Here is a 19,308-nt window from a genome sequence, read left to right as displayed (position 1 = left end):
GTGTCGAGCTGGGCCGCTTCACGCTCGCCGCGGGTGCGGATGGAACAGACACCAGCTTCGGCGGCAGCCTCGTCGGCAGCGGCGGCCTCACCAAGCTGGGCGGTGGCCGCTTCACGTTGACCGGCACCGGGGCGCAGACCGGCGCGACGCGCGTGGCGGCGGGCGAGCTGCTGCTGGCGGGCGCGCTCAACGTGGCCACCGCGGTGAGCGTGGAGGCCGGCGCGCTGCTGACGGTCCAACAAAGCGCATCCATCGGTTCGCTGGCCGGCGCGGGCACGGTCGACCTGCAGGCGCCCGGCCTGAGCCTCGGCAGCAACGGCGGCAGCACGCGCTTCGACGGCATGCTCAGCGGCAGCGGCGGCCTCACCAAACTCGGCGCGGGCGTCTTCACGCTGGCCGGCCGCAACACGCTGGCCGGCGACCTGCAGGTCGATGCGGGCACGCTGCAACTCGATGGCGCGGGCGTCTTGCCGGCCGCGGCGGGCGTGGCCGTGGGCGGTGGTGCGACGCTTGAGCTGCTGTCTGAGCAGTCGCTCGGGGCCCTGTCGGGCAGCGGCCAGGTGCTGCTCAACCCGCACACGCTGACGCTGGGCATCAGCGGCCGCGACAGTCGCTTCGACGGCGTGATCCAAGGCAGCGGCGGCCTGAGCAAGGCGGGCGCCGGCACGCTGACGCTGGGCGCGGCCAATCTCTACACCGGCGCCACGCGTGTCAGCGGCGGCACGCTGGCCTTGGTGGCCGCAAGGGCGCTCGCCCTCGACAGCGGCCTCGTCATCGACGCAGCCGCACGCGTGGCCGCCAGCGCCAACCAGGCCGTCGCCTCGCTGGGCGGCGCCGGCGGCCTGGCATTGGATGGCGCCACGCTGGCCACCGGCGCCGATGGCCGCGACAGTCGCTTCGACGGCGTGGTGAGCGGCCGCGGCGGCCTTGTCAAGCAGGGCGCCGGCACGCTGACGCTGACCGCCGCCAGCCGCAACAGCGGCGCGACCCTCATCGAGGCGGGCACCCTGCGCCTGGCGGGCAGTGGCAGCCTGGGCGCTGGCGACATCCAGAACCAGGGCGAGCTGCGCCTGGACCGTGCCGATGCCATGACGCTCGACCAGGCCGTCAGCGGCAGCGGCAGCCTGGTCGTCAGCCAGGGCCAGGTGACGCTGGGCAACGCCGCCAACAACTACACCGGCGCGACCCAGGTGCTGGGCGGCAGCCTGGTCACGACGGCGGCCGAGCGCCTGCCCGATGCCAGCGCCGTGCAGGTGGCCGCCGGTGCGCAACTGCAGCTCGGCGGCAACGAGACCATCGCCTCGCTGCAGGCGGCCGGCAGCGTGCGGCTGGCGGGCGACCTGACGACGCGCGCCGAACAGGTCTACACCGGCAGCCTGACGCTGGCCAATGCCGCCGGCCTGACGCTGGCCGGCACGCTCATCGACGCCAGCCGCAGTCGCAACCAGTTCGCCGGCGCGCTGCTGAGCCTGAGCGGTGGCCAGGCGCTGCTGTCGCTCAACGAGACGCTCCAGCTCGGCCAGGTCAGCCTGAGCGGCGGTGGCCGCATCGAGGCCGAGCGCCTGGCGCTCAACGGCGCGCTGCAGCTCAGCGGCGGCAGCCTGAGCCTGGTCGCCAGCGCCGCACCCGACGACGCCAAGGCCACGCCGCTGGCCCCGCTGCAGGTGCCCGTCGCCGGCCAGCCGCTGGCGGTGGCCGAGGCCACCGTGCAGCAGGGCGCCAGCGGTGTCATCACGCTGGCGGAGGGTGCCAGCCTGCAGGTGGCCGCCGGTGGTGGCGGCTCGGTGCTGCTGGGACAGGATGGCAACAGCTTCAAGGGCCAGCTGTCGGTGCTCAGCGGCACCGGCTACAACACCGCCTGGGCACCCAATGTGCGCGGCGCCCAGGCCGTGCAGTCGCTGGTGCGCGTGGCCGGGCGGCAGGTGCTGATCGGCGGCAGCGGCATCGAGGCCGACACCGTCCACATCCGCGCCGACCAGCTCGCCACGACCGGCGGCGCCAAGCTGGTCGCGCGCCTGCCCTTCGACGAGATCGTGCTCGGCAGGGCGCTGTCCGCACCCGGCATGACGCTGGAGCTGGCACCGGGCGCCTTCGGCCTGCCCGGCAGCTTCGGCAGCATCAACGGCCAGCCCATCCAGGTCGAGGTCGGCTCGACCGACACCGGCGCGCGCACGACCGGCCCCAATGCCGGCTACCTGACCGTGCTGCCCAAAGCCGGCGCGCAGGGCTCGACCGCCGTCGTATTGGTCGGCCCCAAGGTGGGCAGCGCACTGGCGGCCGGCGGCCCGGGCTATCGCTTCTTCCACGACGGCGCCAGCCAGCCCGTGGAGATCCCGGTCGTCTACAACGGCGTGCTGCCATTGACGCCCGCTGCCGCCGGCGCCCTCTCGTCCATCAACGGCGATGCCGAGGACGCCCGCCGCGCGCGCTTCCAGGAAACCGTGCGCACCGAGAACGTCACCGTGCGCCTGCGCTCGGGCGTCATTGCCGAGGTCGGCCCCGGCCGGCCGTCCACCCAGGGCAGCGAGGGTGCAAAACCGCCCGAGCAGTGCGATCCTTCGTCCCAGCCCGTTCTTGGCTGCAAGTAGTCGTTGGCTTCATGACCCCCTCTCCCGACTCCGCCGTCTGCCTGCCGCGCCGCCATGTCTGCGGCACGCTGCTGGGCAGCCTGGCCGCGCCCCTGCTGCCGGGCATCACCGCGGCCGCCGCGCCGCTGCCCAGCACCGAGGTGCGCCTGGCACTGCTGATGGGCAACCGCAGCTACCCGACGCCCTTCGACCTGCCGCCCATCCCCAAGAACCTGCGTGACATGGAGGCGGTGCTGGCGCGGCGCGGCTTCCGGGTCACGTCGGCGCTGGACCTGGACCTGCCCGCCGCGCGCCGCGTGCTGGAGCAGTTCATCGCCGAGGCGGCCGCCAGCCCGGCGGACGCGACGGTGTTCTTCTACTTCGGCGGACACGGCATCCAGGTCGACGCGTCCAATTTGCTGCTGCCTGCGGGCTTGAGCCCGTCGGCCAAGGGTGAGCTGCTGCAGACCGGCAGCGTGCAGCTGCTCAGCGACGTGGTGCGCCGCCTGCCCGCGCGGCGCGAGGGCATGATCATTGCCGTCGTCGATGCCTGCCGCACCGGCCTGCGCGCCGGCGAGGTGGTGGGCCTGAACCAGGTCGAGGCGCCGCCCGGCTGCCTGATCACCTTCTCCACCGGCGCCGGCAAGCCGGCCATCGCGCCGGCGGTCGAGACGCAGAACACCTTTTACACGGGCTCGCTGGTCAAGCTGATGAACAGCGTGTCCGACCAGACCACCTTCCCCGAGCTGATGCAGCTGGTGCGCAGCGACGTTCGCGAGACCATGCTCAACCATCCCGTGGCCGCCGTGCGCGAGCTGGCGCAGGACCCTTTCATCGCCGACCACACCCGCGTGCGCCTGACCGTGGAGCCCAAGCGCGAGGGCGCTGCAGCGCCGGCGGGGCCGGACATCAACGAGGAGGCCGAGCTGAAGAAGCTGGAGCAGCTCGCCTGGCCGGCCGAGGTCGTGCAGGTGGCCGATGCCTTTTTGAAGGCGCGGCCCGACAGCCCCTTCGCGCCCGGCGTGCAGGTGGCGCGTGATGGCGCGCGTGCCGCGCTGGCTGCGCTGCGGCGCAACGATGTGCGGCTGTTCCGGGCCGCCTTCTCGCTCAACGAGGACATGCCCAACGAGCAGCGTCAGGACCTGCTGCGCTGCGGCCGTGGCGACAAGGATGCCGCCGCGCGCATGGCGTGGCGCTTCCGCGGCGAGAGCAGCGGCGGTGGCGATGGCTACGGCCGCGCGTCCTCCGCACAGTCGCGCTACGAGGGCTGGATGCAGTTCGCCGTCGCCCTGGGCAACGGCATTGCGAGCTACGAGCTGGCGCTGCATTTCCGCAAGAACGGCCAGCCGCTGCTGGCCTCGCAGTTCGAGGCGCGCGCCCGCGATCTGGGCTACACGCCGCCGCCCGATCTGGACAACGTCAGGAAGTAGCCGGGGAGCGAGGGCGCGGCAGCCTGTATCAGAGGCTTGCCATCGCATCGCAAGCCCGCGTCCTACACGGCGGCTTGCGCCGCCGGACGACGCTTGTGGCACCGGAACTCAGCAGCGTGGTGCCCCATGAGAAACGCATCGCCAGCCCTGCTCGGCGCCTTGGTCGCGATGGCTGCTGCCGGAGCCGCATGCGCGCATTCAGCGCCTGCAGCGTCGGCTGCGTCGGCAGTCGCGCCTATGACCGCGGCCTCCCGCGTGATGCCACCCCGCAACCCGGCCATCCTGGCGTCGGAGAACGCCAAGGAGCCAGGCGTGCGGCGGCCCGAGGAACGAGTGATCCCACAGCTGTCCGTGCCGTTCACGGGCAGGAACGTCGGCGCCACCGCTGCATCGGCGCCTGCCGACAACCTGCCGGGTGCCGTCAACGACGGTGCCGCCCGCTGCATCGCCGCCCGCAGCGCCAGCGAGAGGGCTGCATGTGAGCGCGCGCTGGCGGCCTCAGCGCCGGTGAAGGTCCAGCGTTGAATCGCCACACAGGAGAATCCGATGCCTGTTCGCAACCTTTTGTCGTCCCTGCTGATCGGCGCGGTCGCCAGCGCCCGCTCGATGACGCCCATGGCCTCCATCGCGGCGGCCCGCCTGGCTGGCCGCCGCACACCGGGGCAGTTGGTCCTGCTGGACCGCCCCCTGTTCAAGTTCGGCGCCCTGGCGATGGGCATCGCTGAGCTGCTGGGCGACAAGATGAAGACGGCGCCCGACCGCACCGTCTTTCTCGGGCTGCTGGCGCGCGTCATGAGCGCCGGCATCGCGGGTGCGGCACTGGCGCCGCGCGGCCGGGAAGGCGCAGGCGCGGCCGTCGCGGTCACCACCGCCGTGCCGCTGGCCTATGCCACGCTCGGCGCCCGCAAGCAGGCCATGGCCCGCATCGGCCAGACCCGCAGCGGGTTGATCGAGGACGCGCTGATCGTCACGGCGGGGATTGCTGTCGTGGCATTGGCGCTGACGCCGAGGCGCCGTTGAGCCTGGCCGCCGCGGGCTACTTCTCGGCCAGCTCGATGGCGTCGCCGCACCTGCCGGCACGCAGGCGCGCCAGGTGCAGGCGGACGAGCGGATCGTCGGGCCGGGCGCTGGCCAGCGCTTCGAACGCGGCGAGCGCCTGGTCGCTGGCGTCGCGCATCAGCTCGAAAGCCTGCTGGTAGGCGGCGTCGGGCTGCTGCGGCAGCGGTTCGTAGGTCATCAGGTAGCCGCTGCGGCCGGCCAGGCGCAGCCGGCCGATGGGGCGGGCCGGCGCGCCGGGGCAGCCGGCCAGCGTGGCCTCGGACACGCAGATCAGCGTGCCCAGGTACTTGTTGGCGCCTTCCAGCCGGGCGGCGGTGTTGACCGGGTCGCCCAGCGCGCGGTAATCGAAGATGGCCTCGCCGCCGAAGTTGCCGACCGTCACCTCGCCCGTGTGCACGCCGATGCGCGTCTCTGAAAACTCGATGCCCTGGCGCGCCAGGTCGTCCACGTAGGCGCGCGAGAAGGCGTGCATCTGCAGCGCGCAGCGCAGGGCGCGCTGCTCGTGGTCCTTCTGCTCGACCGGCGCGGAGAACATGATGGCCACGGCGTCGCCGACGATGCGGTCCAGCGTGCCGTCGTGCTCGAAGGCGATGGCGATCATGCGGTCGAGGTAGCCGTTGACCAGGCCGACCGCCTGCGCCGGGTCCATGCCCTCCATCAGCCGCGTGAAGCCGGCCAGGTCGGTGAAGACGAAGCTGCAGCGCTGGCGCCGGCCTTCCAGCACGAGGGCGTCGGGGTGGGTGATGAGATAGTCGACCAGGTTGGGCGAGACATAGCGCGAGAAGGTCTGCTTCATCCAGCGCTGCCGGCGCTCGCTCTGCAGGTAGCGCATCACCGTGGTGGGGATGAACACCAGCGCCATGGCCAGCATCGGCGTGACCGCATCGATCAGCACGCCGCCGTGCACGAAGGCCGCCCATGCTGCCCCGCCCACGGCGCCCGCCAGCGCGAGAAAGCCCGCCGACGAGGCGGCGGCGCTGCGCTTCATCGCCAGCAGGCCCACCACCGCGCCGCCGATCAGCGTGACGATCCATTCGAGCGCCGGTGTCCAGCCCGGGCGGCCCAGGGGCTGGCCGGCAAGCACCTGCTCCAGCGCCTGGGCATGGACTTCGACGCCGGGGATGATGCCGCCCAGCGGGCCGAAGCGCAGGTCCATCAGCCCCTGGGCCGAGGTGCCGACCAGCACGATCCTGCCCTTCAACGCGTCCGCCGGCAGGCTGCCGTCGAGCACGCGCCAGGCGGGGATGTAGCGCGTTGGCTGCGGGCGGGCGTAGTGCACCCAGAGGGCGCCGCTGGCGTCGGTGGCGATGACCCGCTCGCCGATGCGCATGTCGATGACGCCGCCGCCGTCGCCGGCGCTGCGCACGGTGTAGTGGCCCACGCCCGCAGCCAGCCGCAGCGCCTCGGCCGCGAGTGAAGGCACCAGCCGGCCGTCCAGACTCAACACCAGCGGCACCCGGCGGACGATGCCGTCGACATCGGGGATGAAGGTGATGGCGCCCTGGCCTGCGGCGGCCTGCTGCAGGTCGGGCAGGTTGGCGACGCTGGAAGTGAAGGCCGGCAGGAAGGGGACGGGGTCGCCACCGAGCGGGAAGTAGCCGGCCTTCAGCGTGAGTCCGTCGTCACCCGGGGCAGTGCCCGGGTCAGCGCCGGCGGGCGGCGCAACGGGCGGGCGGCTCAGGCCGAAGCCGAGCACCACATTGCCCTGCGCCAGTGCCCGGGCGAGGGCGGCATCGCCGCCGTCCACGGCGCTGCCGTCGCGCTCGGCGTAGATGACGTCCACGGCCACCGAGGCTGGCTGCCGGGCCGTGATGGCGTTCAGCAACTGCGCCATGCGGTCGCGCGGCCAGGGCCACTGGCCGATGCGGCGCAGGCTTTCTTCGTCGATATCGACGATGCGCACCGGCTGTTCGCCGTACGGCCGGGGCTGCCAGCGCTGGAACTGGTCGAAGCTGGCGTAGCGCAGGCCGCGCAGTGCCGCCGGGTCGGCCAAGGCCATGAAGAACGCCAGCAGCAGCATGCCGAGCGGCACCGCCCAGGCCCAGCGGGCCAGACCCGGTTCAGCCCTGGGCGACTGCATGCAGGCTGCCGGCCAGCGCGGCGTGCATGGCGTGCACGCAGGGCAGGAAGAAGCCGCCGATGTAGCCCTGCCGCAGCACGCCGTCCATGAAGGCCAGCTTGTCGCGCGCGCCCAGCGGCCGGCCCCATTCGCGCGCCAGCCGCTCCTGCACGCGCAGCGCATGCCCGTCGTCCAACCCGATCGACGGCAACACATCGGCCTCGCACAGGATGCGCGCGAGCTGGGCCAGTTCGGGGTCGGTCGCCAGCGCGGCGAGTTCGGGCGCCTCTGCCGGTGCCGCGAACGGCATGGCGGCGCGGCCCGCGTGGGCCTGGCAGGCGGCTGCCATGAAGGCGGTGCCGCCGCCGGTCTCGGTGGCCAGCACCAGCACCATCAGGCGGTCGGTCTGCGCAGCGGCCAGCCCCGCCGCAGCCAGCAGCGCGCGCATGCTGTCGACGCTGGCACGCTCCTGGACGAAGGCGGCATGCGGGCGACCCGCGTGGACGGCGTCGTGCATCAGCGCGGCCAGCACGACGAGCTGCGTCGCCGGCGTGCCCAGCCGGGCCAGCAGGCACAGGCCATAGGCCGTCAATGCGACCTCGCAGAAGTGCTGGCGGTTGTGATAGCTGTGGCGGTCGAAGGTGGCCGGCTGCGCGTCGATGGCGGCGGCCACGGCCGCGCCGGCACGTGCCAGCGCTGGATCAGCGGGGTCGCCGCCGCCGCAGAGATCTGCGCTCACCTGGGCGTTGACCCACTGCAGCTTGTCCGACCGGTGCGCGACATGCTCGAACAGCAGCAGCAGTTCGCCCGCAACGCGCGGCGCGGCGCCCGCCGCGACCGCCGCCCGCAGGCCTGCCATGGGGTGCTCGGCGACGGCGCTATGCATGCGGCACCGTGGCGCAGAACGGCGTCGGGTCGCTGACATCGATCTGCTCGGCGTGGAGGTGCTTGTGCGCAAACGCCAGGTAGACGCCCGAGCGCAGGAAGAGGTTGAAGATGTCGGCGTCGATGTGCGTGCCAGCCATGCGTTGCATGATGGCCAGTGCCTCCGACAGTGGCTTGGGCTTCTTATAGGGCCGGTCCGCCGCGGTCAGGGCTTCAAAGATGTCGGCCACCGCCATGATCCGGCTCGGCACGGACAACTGCTCGGGCCCGAGCTGGCGCGGGTAGCCCTGCCCATCCATGCGCTCATGGTGGGTGCCGGCGTACTCCGGCACGCGCCGCAGGTGTTTGGGAAAGGGCATGCGCTCCAGCATCATCACCGTGTGCACCATGTGCTCGTTGATCTTGTAGCGCTCCTCGCGGGTCAACGTGCCGCTGCGCACCGACAGGTTGTAGAGCTCGCCGCGGTTGTAGAGGTGCTCCGGCACATCCATGCGAAAGCCGAAGGCGGGATCGAGCCGCTCGCCTTCAGGCCGCACCACGATGTCGCGCGGGCGGTCTGCCAGCAGCGGTTCGGCGCAGGGCAGGGCGCGCACCGGCTCCGCTGCGCGCGTGGCCAGCTCGACCGCCGACAGGCCCAGGCGGTCGTCGAAATGCCGCGTCCACTCGCGTGCGCCGATGCGCGCCAGCGCCTCGATGGCGTCGTCCTCCAGCGCCTCGTCGCCGACGTTGCAACGGGCGACGAACTCGAAATCCTGTGTCAGGCGCGCGAGTTCGGCGGCATGGGCGGCCTGCTGCGCCTCGCTCCACGTGCCGGCCAGCTGCGCCTGCAGACGCGCGATCTCGAGGTCGCGCTGCAGCACCTCGAAACGCATCCGCACCTCATGGATGCGGTTGTGGATGGTTTCGAGCTTGGTGGCCTTGTCGATCACGTACTCGGGCGTCGTCACCTTGCCGCAGTCGTGCAGCCAGGCGCCGATGCGGAACTCCTCCCACTCACGCTCGGAGCGGAACGCGAAGTGCCTGAACGGGCCCTCGCTGGCGTCACACGCGGCCTGCGCCAGGCACATCGCCAGCTCGGGCACGCGCTCGCAATGGCGGCCGGTGTGCGGGCTCTTGGCGTCGATGGTGGTGGCGAGCACGCGGATCAGGCTCTCGGTGAGCTGCTTCTGCGAGTCGACCAGCTCCAGGTTGTCGAGGGCCACCGCCGCCTGCGCCGCCAGCGCCTCCACCAGCGCACCCGCCTCGGGATCGAAGGGCACGATCGCGCCCGTGAAGGGGTCGAGCGCGTTCATGAACTGCAGCACGCCGATGGGCGATCCACCGCGCGGCGCGATCGGCACGGTCAGCATGGAGACCGTGCGGTAGCCGCTCGCGTCGTCGAAGGCGCGCGTGCCGCTGAGGTCAAAGCGCGTCTCGGTGTAGACATCGTCGATGCGGACGGCCTGGTTGTGCAGTGCCGTGTAGACGGACACATAGTTCTCGTTGGGATTGCCCGTGCCCGGGTCGTACAGCGGGATCTGCGTGGCCGGTAGCGGATCGCTGCGGGTGCGCAGCTCGAAGCGCAGCGTCTGCTGGTCGGTCACCATGTACATGGTGCCGCCGTCGCAGTTCAGCAGGTGGCAGCCCTCGCTGAGCAACTGCATCAGCAGCGCCGCGCGGTCGCGGCACATCGACATCGCGATGCAGGTCTCGATCAGGCCGTTCAGCCGCAGCGAACGCGAGGACAGCTCCGCGCCGAAGCGGTTCTGCTCCATCGCGCTCTTGCGGCGCAGGCGCCGCAGCTCGGCCAGCGTGGACAGGCGGCGCGCCACCTCGGCGACGTCGGCCGGGCAGCTGATGCAGTCGCTCACGCCTGCGTCGAAGGCACGTTGCTGCTCGCTGCCTGCGCACCCGCTGGCGAGCATGACGATGGGCAGCACGGTCGCGGGATAGCGCGCGCGGATCGCGGCGGCCAGCGCAACCGCGGCGTCAAAGTCGGACCGTGCATCCAGCACCACGGCGTCCCAGTCGCCGCAGTCCACCTGCGCCAGCGCCTCGGCCGCGCCGCAGTCGCGAACGCCGAAGCGCGCACGGCGCAGGCCGTCGATGAGGCTGCGGTCCGCATTCGGCGCCGTGCCTTGGACGACCAGGATGCCGCCGGCCGCGCTCGTGCACTCGGCACCGAAAGGCGCAGACGTCTGATCAGGAGCGGGGAGGCTCATGGATTCAGCGCTTGAAGACGATGACGCCGGAGACGTTGCCGAGGCGGCTGTCGAAGCCGTAGATGACGCCGGCATGCGTCCCCGCCGAACCCGCGATCTGACCGATGACCGAGACGTTGTTGCCGAGGCTGCCGGTGCAGCCGCTGCGGCAAGCGGTTCCCGTGCTGGTGATCAGCGAGATGCCTGCAAAGGTCGACAGCGAGGTCTGCGTCGCCGTGCCGGTTAGCGTGAAGGTCTGGCCGGGTACCGGCACCGTCAGCGTGTAGATGGCGGTGCCCGAGGTTTGCAAGGTCAATGCGGCGGTAAAGCTGCCGCTGGCGCTGTTGACGGTTCCAGTGGCGACCATGCTGCCGTTGGATTGGACAGTCGGTGATGTCGACGCGAACGACGTGAACTGCCCCGCCGTCGGCCCTGTCGGTGTTGACGTCGCGGTGAAGTATTGCAGGCTGGTGAGGTTGCCATTCCCCGCGTCATTGCGGTTGCCACCGGCCTGCCCGCCGATCCAGCGACCCCAGGCGATGACGCCGTCCACGCCAGCGTCGGTCGGTGTGCCGTTCTGCAGGATGGTCCTGCCGCTTGAGGCGTCTTTCAGTGCCAGCAAACCGCCGCTGGCATCGAACTGGGCGGTGCCGCCGATCAGTTCGACCGCGATGTCGCCCTTGTCATTGCTCGAGACCAGGCCGGCTGTGACTTGTGACGTCGGGTCCGGCGGCGGCGTGGGAGTGGGAGCCGGGGCGGGCGAGGGAGCAGGTGCAGGCGCGGGAACGGGCGCAGGCGTTGGTGCCGGGGTTGGCACGGGTGCTGGTGCCGGCGCGGGCGCCGGTGGCGGAACGGGAGCGGGCGCCGGCGTTGGTGCCGGTGCAGGAGTTGGGGCGGGCGCAGGCTCTGGAGCCGGAGCCGGAGCCGGAGCCGGAGCCGGAGCCGGTGCTGGTGCAGGAGCAGGCGTCGGTGCAGGAGCAGGCGCCGGTGCGGGAGCAGGCGTCGGTGCAGGAGCAGGCGCCGGTGCGGGAGCAGGCGCCGGTGCAGGAGCAGGCGCCGGTGCAGGAGCAGGCGCCGGTGCAGGAGCAGGCGCCGGTGCAGGTGCAGGTGCAGGTGCAGGTGCAGGTGCAGGTGCAGGCGCCGGTGCGGGAGCAGGCGCCGGTGCAGGAGCAGGTGCAGGTGCAGGTGCAGGCGGGCTCTGCGCCTGCATGGCCAGCTCCTGGGCCGTCTTGTCGCCAGACGTGGGCCGGGCTGTTTCAGGGGCCGGGCTGGCTGCCGGCGATGGTGGCGCAGCGGCGTCGGCGCCAGCCTCGGTGGTGGCCTCCGCGGGCGCTTCGGCGGCATTGGCTGGCTGCAGGTGCAGCAGCGGCTTGGCGCTGACGTTCGGTTTGACCGACCGGTTCGGCGCAAAAGCCGACGACCCCTTGGGCACGTCGACGCAGCCGCCGTCGTTGCAGACGGCCACCAGGCCGCCGATCACGCCGACGCGCAGGCCGTTGTCGACGTTGGCGGTGTACTCGGTGCCGCGGATGCCGATGGTGCCCGACTGCGTCTCGAGCTTGTAGTTGTCGGTGCGGGGCTTGCCGATGCTGCCGCTGATCGTGCGCAGTCCGCCGCCCAGCAGGCTCATGAAGCCGCGCTCATCGTTGCCCGCCGGCCCTGCCAGGCGGTAGTCGTCCAGCCGCAGCGTCGTGCGCTCGCCCAGCGCCATCATGGCGCCGTCGACCATGCGCAGTTGCACGCGGCCCTTGGTGGTCTGCACGGTCTCGCCCGACTCGACACGCTCGCCGGTCTTCAGCTCGCGCACCACGCCCTTGGCCGAGACGACCCGCACCTCACCGCTGGTGAAGATGGCCGTGGCCGCCGGTGCCCCCCAGGCCAGGCCGTTGACGACGCAAAGCGCCGCCATCGCCAAGGCATTGCGAAGGCAGTTGGCAGGTGCAGGCGTGCGGCCGCGATGCCCATCACGCCGGCTCGGCGGTCCCTGCATGCGGCTCATTGGAAACTCCTGTGGGCAGTGATCTGGAATACGTTGCGCGCGTAGTCGTACAGCACGATGTTGGACCCGGCCCGCGAGCGGCGGGCCTGCGCGGCCACCTGCCACCGCGGGTCGGCGGTCCAGCGCAGCCCGGCGGCGACGTCGTTCTGGCGATCCTGGCGGGCGAGGTCGAAAAAGGGTTCCGTGCCGCCGTAGCGGCGCCGCTCGAACTGCCACTCGGCAAAGCCCGACAGCGCGGCGCCCAGCCGCTGCTCCATGCCCAGCCGCAGGCCCACGCCGTGGTGGCCGAAGTGCGCGGCCTCGGCCTGGTGGCTGCGTTCACGCACGCCATAGGCGCTGCCGTAGGCCAGCGGGCCGGCGGCGCCGAACTGGCGCGCCAGCCCGAGCCCGAGCAGCAGGCGGTCGGTATCGCGCTCGGGCTGGCGCTGGTAGGCCTGGCGCGACCACTGCCCGAACATGCTGGCCTGCGCGGCGGCGTCGAGCTGCGATTGCCACTGGGCGGTCGCGCCATTGGCCGTGCGATACAGGCTGCCGCCCACCCAGGCCGTGTTGTTTTGCAGCGCTATCAAATGCCTTTGCGTGCCGGCCGTACGGCGCAGGCCGGCGGTGGCGTCGAAGAAGACGGTGTTCATGTCGTGCGCGTCCTGGCCCGCGGTGGCGCGCATGTTGGCCGCCCCCACCAGCGTCCACGCGGGCGACAGCGCCTTCTCGGCACTCACGCCGCCCGCGGCGGAGGCCACGAGGTCATGGCGCTGGCGGTTCTCCGGCGCAGTCTGGAAGACGATGCCGCCGAAGGCGGGGATCGCGAACTCACCCTGGTTGGTGGCGCTGTTGACGTTGCTGTCATGGGCCGCGCCGAATTCCACGTAGCCCGACAACTGCGGGGCGGCAGGCGGCGCCACCTGGTTGACGACGCCGATCACGCGCTCGATGGCCGCCGCCACGCCTGCGGGCAGATCGGCGCTGCGCGCCAGCCGGAACTGCTCGCGCGCGGCGTCGGCATCACCCGCTGCCAGATAGGCGCGCCCCAGCTCGGCACGGGCCAGCATGTCGTCCGGCTGCCGCTGCACGACGCGCTCCAGCGCAAAGATGGCACGCGTGACATGGCCAGTGTCCAGCGCGGCGAGGCCCAGCAGGTAGTCGAAGCGGGCATCGCCCGCCCGCGCCATCTCGGCGTCGGCCAGCAAAGCGTAGGCACCGGCGGCATCACGCCGGTTGAGCTTGGCGCGCGCCTCGTCCAGCAGCGCATCCTGCGCGTTGGCATGAGTGACCAGGCAGGTCAGGGCCACAGCGAAAGCGGACAGTCGGGCGCCCCACCGGAGCCCGGCGCTCTCCGTTCTGAAAAACAGCTGGAGCAAAGACATCCTCGTGCACGTTGATATCAATGCCTGGCGGCATCGCGGGTCGCAACATCTTCGGCCAAGCCAATCTGTCTGATGGCTTGCAGCCGGGAGGACCCGTGACGTCCGTCGCGGATGTGCTGGGGCAGATGTAACCAAGTTGTGCTGACTGCGCGGCAACTGGCCGCCTGCCCAAGCCGCGTGGCCGGAGCCGGCAGCCGGGCGGGCAGCAAGGCCCTGAAAAGTGGCGTCGGGCTTCTCGAAGGCGTGGCCAACGGCGCCGGCCGTCGCCATGCGCGTCCGCGCTCCTTGGCATCACCCTCGAACGGGGGAAACTAACACTCTGGCGCTACGGCATGCGCTCACGATTCAAACCAACGCCCATGAGAAAACTGCTGCAGTCCCTGCATGACCGCCTGCCCGACTGGGCGGCAGATTGGCTCGACACGCTGGTGCCGTTACTGGAAGTTCTGCTCATCAGCGTGGCCGCATGGCTGGCGATGCGACTGGCCCGACATCTGATGGGCCGCGCCAGCCGCACCTACGGCCTGCCCGTCAGTTTTGCCGCCCTCTTTCTGCGCGTCGCGGCCGTGCTGGTCTACGGTGGCGCACTGCTGTGGGCGCTGGAGCGGTTCGGCGTTTCGGGCACCGTGCTGTGGACGGCGTTCACCGGCTTTGCCACCGTCGCCGCGGTCGCCTTCTTCGCGGTGTGGAGCGTGCTGTCCAACCTCTTCTGCGCGCTGCTCATCTACGTCACACGCGCCTTCCGCGTCGGCGACGTCGTCGAGTTGCTCGAACCCGGCGGCACGCCCCTCGTCAAGGGCAAGGTCGCCGACATCAACCTCGTCTACACCACGCTGCGCGAAAGCGGCGATGCGAGAAATGGTACGCAGCTGCAGCTGCCCAACAGCCTCTTCTTCCAGCGGGCCTTGCGGCGCTGGCATGGCGATGCGGCGGAGACGGCCGGAGAGGCGGACGGTGGCTAGGGCGAGACCTTTCGGCCCACCGGCCGACCGTTGCAGGACCGCCTCGGTTCTGTAACCGCTGCGCGCGCGAGCTTCAAGGCGTCGCTGTGGACAACAACGTTGACCAAGGCTGACTGCTGTCTTTCGTTGCTGACCTGCTGGTCGCCCGCTTTCGACCCTGAGCAGTCAACCATCAACTTCCTGAGCAGTCGTTAAGCGAGCAATCGATTGCCTACAACAAGGACGCACTGAACGAGAAATGCCTAAGTGGCACTTCCCTTCTTGCGAATCGGCTTCTTGGCGTTGCGTGGGCTGTGTCCGCTAGGACATTCAAACGCGATAACCTCGACGTGCTTCTTGCCGAAGGACGCTACCGTGAGTTCATCGGCTCGCCTCATCAAGACCTGCCGTAACTCATCAAATGACAGTGCCTGCTTTTGGAATGGGAAGCGCGCTCTTGACCCTTGATGCATCACTACAAAAAGGCCGTGGTTCGACTTCTTGTCGCGCAGATAGTCACGTGTCAGCTGCCACTCCAGGTCGAAGAGCAGTGAATCGACAGTGCGGTCCTCTGCAATCTTGAGCTCTAAGGTCGCCATGTGTCGCGGAGTCTCGGCGCAGATATCTGGCATCGTCCTGTCTGCCAATTCGCTTTCGCGTTGGACGGAGTAAGCCTGCTGGGACAGCAGTTCCAGCTCGCGAGCAAGCCACAACTGCATATCTCGCTCCTTGCCCTTCTTCAGCAGGTTGCCGATATGAAAGCGGCCCGACAAAGCGTTCTGGACTGCTGACCTCGTGTCGCGCCTTACTCGTCGCCAGAGAGACTGTTCGTCGTCGACTGGCAACGCCATAGCGTCCCGTGAAAAGTCAACGAACTGTGCAGTTGTCCAGGCATGCGGCAGAGCAGCCCGTTCGGCAATGCGAATAGCCAGCGCATCGAGCATGTGCGCTATCGGCGCTTCATCCTTGCAATTGAAAGCAAGCCGCCTGGCTGCCACGTAAGCAGCGTGGCAGCCCAGCGCTTCAATCATCCCGAGGATGGAATTGCGAAATTGGCCCGCGTTGTCTCTGGCATTGGGCGAGAGCACCCCTGTGCGATATGGGTCCGTCGCCGGCGGTGCGGCCAGTGCAATGACTTCATACAGTTTCTCAAGGTGCGTCGCCAGCTCTTCGCTGTTCGACTCTGTGCCCGACAGAGGGCTCTCCCTGTTGCTTGACCAGTGGCTCGCGAGTCCAACAATCTCCGCTCGCCTGGTCGGCTCGCCGGCGCATTCGGCGAGAAATGTCAACGCGGCTCCGGGCTGAACCCGCAGCCAGGCGGAGAAGTAGGCGGCAAAATCATCGCGCCGCTCTTGCCAGCACTGACGGCTCCTTCCATCCAGGAAGGCCGCAAGTTCTGAATCGTCATGCCACTTGCAGAGCGCGGTGATGGCCTGCTCGACCTCATAGTATGAATTGCATGCGCCGGCTTTCAGATAGGACCAAACTGCCGCCCTGCAGCGGGTGTCCCCCGCGACGAGCTTGTCCGGAATCCGTGCCACGACATGTTTGGCATGCTCGGCGGCTTTCGGCGATGTCTTCCACCGCCCAACTACTGAAGCGTAGAACGCATCGCATTCGTCGAGCCGCGTATCCACCATGAACGCCACAAAGGGTGGAAACTGGTTCAGTTCGTAGAGGCTGTAACGCATCGCCTGTTCGGCCTCGGCCACAGTCAGTGTCTTTGCGGCATAGGCGTCTACCACCTCGGCAACAACCCCAGCGAGGCCGGCGATCGTTTGTGGATAGACGGTTTGAGGGTTGTTGACGTCTTCGAGGGGCAGATGGTCACGCCAAAGCCGGCGAAGGCCGGCTTGCACGGCCGCTGACACCACCGTTCCATACTTGGCCGCCAACAAATTCCACTGTTCAACTCCGAGTGAAGTACGGAGTCGTCCGCCGGTTGCGACGTGAACTAGGCGCGTGAACATCGCCGGGTCTGCGCAGGCCGCGATTGTCTTGGCCTTAGCCTCGACTTGCGCCTTGTCCACAGCAAATGCCGGCTTGCTGTGCGCCGACCTATCGGGCGCTCGCCGCTCAGCCGGTGGCGACTTGCGCGGCGCTACGCTCTCAATCAGACGCTGGAGCTGGCCCACAAGCTCGGCGTCCGGCAACTCGGTCTTGAGCTGCTCAAGCGTTTCGATATCCGCCTCGGAGATGTGGGCGTACAGCGCCGCCGTGTGGCTTCTCAGCTTCCACAGTTGCTCTTTGCCAAGACCCCCCACCAGGCGCCGGACCGCCAAGCGCTGCAGGTCTGGCCGAACACGTATGAGCGGCGGAATGTCGTCGAAGCGGTCAAAGTCTCGTTTTTCCGCTTGAAGTCGCACGACCTCAAGGGTGTCCAACAGTCCGACGTAGTCGGCCTCGGACAGGTCATCCCGGCTGAGAAGTGCCGCTACCGACGAGACGAGCAGCTTCATCGTTGCGTCGGCCTCGAGCCCTGAAATGCCGGCGGCTGCCTCCTTGAGCGTCGCTACTAAGGCCAATGCATCGGCCTTGGATGGGTCGTACTCAATGAGGTCTTGCACGTACACCGACGCCGCGACCGACTCGAACAAGCCCGAACGCAGCACCCTGCGAAGATGGTCCAAGCTGCGAGACCGCTGAAGAAGCGATTGAAGCGAGATCGTTGCAGCTCTGGCGTTGAACAAGCCGCGAGCGAAAAGCCCGTCAACCGCCCACTCAACATCGGCCGCGCGTCCGCACTCCCCGATGGCATCCACCGCGCGCACCCGCGCCGCGTCCGATGCACGTGGATTGGTTAGCTGCCGTTTCAATGCCGGCAAGGCATCGACACAACCTCGGCTTGCAACCATGCGGGTAAGCAGGTCCCAGCACTCGTCGTTGTGGGCGAACTCGTCGATGCTCGATACCACTGTCGGCACGAGGTCAGGCCGCATCGCTTGCCAGTAGTCGTCGGACGTGAGCCGAACCGTCCGGTAGAGGAGCGCACGACCGCTCGACAGGAATTCGATGGTCTTTCGCAGGGCTGCCTCCGCCAGCGGGTACGGCAGGCCAGAGAGGTCGCCATACAGCAGCACAGCGTGTGGGGCCACATCCAGAATCCGACGTGCGAATTCAGAGTCCATCGACGACAGCCATCCCGCCACCACCTCGAATTGGGAGGGAATGAGCTCGCCTGCGAACGACGTCACGACAAACAGGTCCAAGACATCGTCCACGCTCATGGACCCGGACTTGATTCTCCTGACTAACCACTTTGCGACCAAGAAGGGCTGCAACTCGGATGGCAACAACTTCAGACGCTGGATGCCCGAGTCAATGAAGAACGGGAAGGTCTGCAGCAGGGTCTCGAAATTGGCGGGTCGGTGGGCCAGCGCTTCGCGTAACGACACCGCACCGTCGTCGCTCGGCGAGGCGCGCAGAGCAAACAGATACTTCTGACAAAAGAACGACGCTGCGCACAGGCGTTCGATTTCACGAAAGACGTTGTCTTCCGAAAACACCGTTGCTTGCCGGCGGCGCTCGAACCCCATGCGGACGAGTTCGCTGACGGCGGCCTCGTAGGCGCGAAGCCGGCCATCTCCCGGCTGAAGCTTGGGAACAACGCGCGCCAACCAGCCCAGCGAACCCGGGTTGCGAAGCGCAAATGCCAGCCCCAGATTCCATGCCTTGTCCTGCAGTGCAGCCGGACGCTCTACGCCGTGAACTGACTTCAGCAGCCTGTTTGCCTGGCCCTTCGTCAGCTGAGGCAGCGATGCAAAGATTAAAGCGCTGCCCGGCTTGGCATCGTCCGTCGCTTCGAACAAGGAGGCTGCGGTGGCCTCGGCTTCCGACGGGTCACCGAGCACGACCACTTGCTCGCAAAGACCATCACGAATCGTGTCGAGTACATCGGCGGAGGACCACGACCCCGGCCGGCTGGACACCACAAAGCGCGAGCGCCGAAGCGCAGGCAGTCCTAAGCAGGACGCCACCTTGTTGATGCAGACGAGCAATGCCTTGTCGTCGCACAATTCCGCCTCGTCCAGCGCGTCCAGCAGGAAGATGCCTTCGGTGTCACCTTGACACCATTCATCGAAGGCCGACCTGTCCGCTCCCATGGCAGCGTCGACCGTTGAGCGTACAAGCGTCCCGAGGTCAAGCATGAAGCACGCCCGGTCCTTATCGCGCAGTCGACGCCGGAGTAGCTTTAGCTCGGAGGTCTTACCGCAGTGAGCAGGGCCCACGAGCAAGCACACGCGATGCTTCAGCAACTCGTCCCAGGTGGTCTCGACCGCCGAGCCCTCGGCGAAGGCCTCGAAGAGCGCAGCGCCGACCTTTGCATCCCTTTCACCTTCGAACGGGCGCATCGGCCTGCGTCCTAGATCAATGAGGGAGGTGTGTAGTGGTTGCTCAGTCATAGCGTGGCACTGCTGCCCAGCAGCGCCGCTGTGTTTCGACCTTGGCGATTAGGCCAGATTGGCTTGGTATGGCGCGCACTGCAAAATGCCGCGTTTCACCGTTTGCCAACAGGCGGCTGGATCCAGTTTCTTACCCTCCAGTGGCATTGATTGGCCGGATTGGGGAGCTTGCGTCCGTGTCTGGTCCTGGCCGAAGAGCGCACCTCGGACGGCACTGACGAACGGCCGCTCCCGTTGGCTGCCAGACCGTCGTTCACAACCGCGACACGGGGTCTGACGCGCCCGCCTCGCCGCCGCCGGATGCCTGTCAAGTCGCGGCTCTCAATTGACCGCGTACTCGTTGATCGGAAACTTCGTGTCCACCAGCGCCTTCCACTCCGGCATGGCCTTGAGGCCGTGGTCGCGGTAGTGGCGCGGGTCG

Annotated in this window: 11 protein-coding genes; 5 read left to right on the top strand and 6 right to left on the bottom strand. The window is 69.0% G+C overall.

Annotated elements, in window-relative coordinates; translation table 11 throughout:
• From ACT6S0_RS18990 to ACT6S0_RS18975, 4 genes are all read left to right on the top strand, one after another.
• Positions 1–2,588: autotransporter-associated beta strand repeat-containing protein (locus tag ACT6S0_RS18990; protein WP_444765354.1), on the top strand; the 2,588-nt coding region annotated here is incomplete at its 5' end.
• An 11-nt stretch (positions 2,589–2,599) separates the two neighbouring features.
• Positions 2,600–3,997: a caspase family protein gene (locus ACT6S0_RS18985; RefSeq protein ID WP_444765353.1), complete on the top strand. Its 1,398-nt coding sequence runs from the start codon at positions 2,600–2,602 to the stop codon at positions 3,995–3,997.
• Between the two features lie 258 nt (positions 3,998–4,255).
• The gene (locus ACT6S0_RS18980) at positions 4,256–4,522 is read left to right on the top strand and encodes a hypothetical protein (protein WP_444765352.1); all 267 of its coding nucleotides are present in this window, start codon (positions 4,256–4,258) and stop codon (positions 4,520–4,522) included.
• 21 nt (positions 4,523–4,543) lie between these two features.
• Positions 4,544–5,017 carry a hypothetical protein gene (locus ACT6S0_RS18975; protein WP_444765351.1) on the top strand — a complete coding sequence of 158 codons (474 nt, stop codon included), beginning with the start codon at positions 4,544–4,546 and terminating at the stop codon, positions 5,015–5,017.
• A gap of 16 nt (positions 5,018–5,033) precedes the next feature.
• Here the strand turns inward: ACT6S0_RS18975 and ACT6S0_RS18970 are convergent, their stop codons facing one another.
• The 5 genes from ACT6S0_RS18970 to ACT6S0_RS18950 are packed head-to-tail and all read right to left on the bottom strand — an operon-like array spanning position 5,034 to position 13,468.
• Entirely contained in the window at positions 5,034–7,136 is a 2,103-nt protein-coding gene (locus tag ACT6S0_RS18970; RefSeq protein ID WP_444765350.1) for a CHASE2 domain-containing protein, read from the bottom strand.
• Positions 7,117–8,001, bottom strand: coding sequence for an HD domain-containing protein (locus tag ACT6S0_RS18965; RefSeq protein WP_444765349.1), 885 nt, complete (start codon positions 7,999–8,001; stop codon positions 7,117–7,119). Before ACT6S0_RS18965 ends, ACT6S0_RS18970 begins: the two co-directional genes overlap by 20 nt.
• Positions 7,994–10,201, bottom strand: a complete 2,208-nt coding sequence (locus ACT6S0_RS18960) for an HD domain-containing phosphohydrolase (protein WP_444765348.1) — start codon at positions 10,199–10,201, stop codon at positions 7,994–7,996. Before ACT6S0_RS18960 ends, ACT6S0_RS18965 begins: the two co-directional genes overlap by 8 nt.
• 4 nt (positions 10,202–10,205) lie before the next feature.
• Positions 10,206–12,179: a FecR family protein gene (locus ACT6S0_RS18955; RefSeq protein WP_444765347.1), complete on the bottom strand. Its 1,974-nt coding sequence runs from the start codon at positions 12,177–12,179 to the stop codon at positions 10,206–10,208.
• Positions 12,176–13,468 carry a surface lipoprotein assembly modifier gene (locus ACT6S0_RS18950; RefSeq protein ID WP_444765346.1) on the bottom strand — a complete coding sequence of 431 codons (1,293 nt, stop codon included), beginning with the start codon at positions 13,466–13,468 and terminating at the stop codon, positions 12,176–12,178. Before ACT6S0_RS18950 ends, ACT6S0_RS18955 begins: the two co-directional genes overlap by 4 nt.
• Before the next feature lie 434 nt (positions 13,469–13,902).
• On the opposite strand from ACT6S0_RS18950, the gene ACT6S0_RS18945 reads away from it, so the two are divergent.
• Positions 13,903–14,505, top strand: a complete 603-nt coding sequence (locus tag ACT6S0_RS18945) for a mechanosensitive ion channel domain-containing protein (RefSeq protein WP_444765345.1) — start codon at positions 13,903–13,905, stop codon at positions 14,503–14,505.
• A gap of 242 nt (positions 14,506–14,747) precedes the next feature.
• Here the strand turns inward: ACT6S0_RS18945 and ACT6S0_RS18940 are convergent, their stop codons facing one another.
• Positions 14,748–18,836, bottom strand: coding sequence for a hypothetical protein (locus ACT6S0_RS18940; RefSeq protein ID WP_444765344.1), 4,089 nt, complete (start codon positions 18,834–18,836; stop codon positions 14,748–14,750).
• Positions 18,837–19,308: the final 472 nt, after the last annotated feature.

The sequence above is a fragment of the Roseateles sp. genome (assembly GCF_052436255.1).
GTDB lineage: Bacteria > Pseudomonadota > Gammaproteobacteria > Burkholderiales > Burkholderiaceae_C > Pelomonas.
The sequence above is the reverse complement of the archived record's forward strand: the minus strand, read 5'-3'. Positions and strand labels throughout refer to the sequence as shown.

Coding starts and splice junctions, on each gene's coding strand:
- ACT6S0_RS18985 (WP_444765353.1), top strand. CDS start 2,600: ATGACCCCCTCTCCCGACTCCGCCGTCTGCCTGCCGCGCCGCCATGTC.
- ACT6S0_RS18980 (WP_444765352.1), top strand. CDS start 4,256: ATGCCACCCCGCAACCCGGCCATCCTGGCGTCGGAGAACGCCAAGGAG.
- ACT6S0_RS18975 (WP_444765351.1), top strand. CDS start 4,544: ATGCCTGTTCGCAACCTTTTGTCGTCCCTGCTGATCGGCGCGGTCGCC.
- ACT6S0_RS18970 (WP_444765350.1), bottom strand. CDS start 7,136: ATGCAGTCGCCCAGGGCTGAACCGGGTCTGGCCCGCTGGGCCTGGGCG.
- ACT6S0_RS18965 (WP_444765349.1), bottom strand. CDS start 8,001: ATGCATAGCGCCGTCGCCGAGCACCCCATGGCAGGCCTGCGGGCGGCG.
- ACT6S0_RS18960 (WP_444765348.1), bottom strand. CDS start 10,201: ATGAGCCTCCCCGCTCCTGATCAGACGTCTGCGCCTTTCGGTGCCGAG.
- ACT6S0_RS18955 (WP_444765347.1), bottom strand. CDS start 12,179: ATGAGCCGCATGCAGGGACCGCCGAGCCGGCGTGATGGGCATCGCGGC.
- ACT6S0_RS18945 (WP_444765345.1), top strand. CDS start 13,903: ATGAGAAAACTGCTGCAGTCCCTGCATGACCGCCTGCCCGACTGGGCG.
- ACT6S0_RS18940 (WP_444765344.1), bottom strand. CDS start 18,836: ATGCGCCCGTTCGAAGGTGAAAGGGATGCAAAGGTCGGCGCTGCGCTC.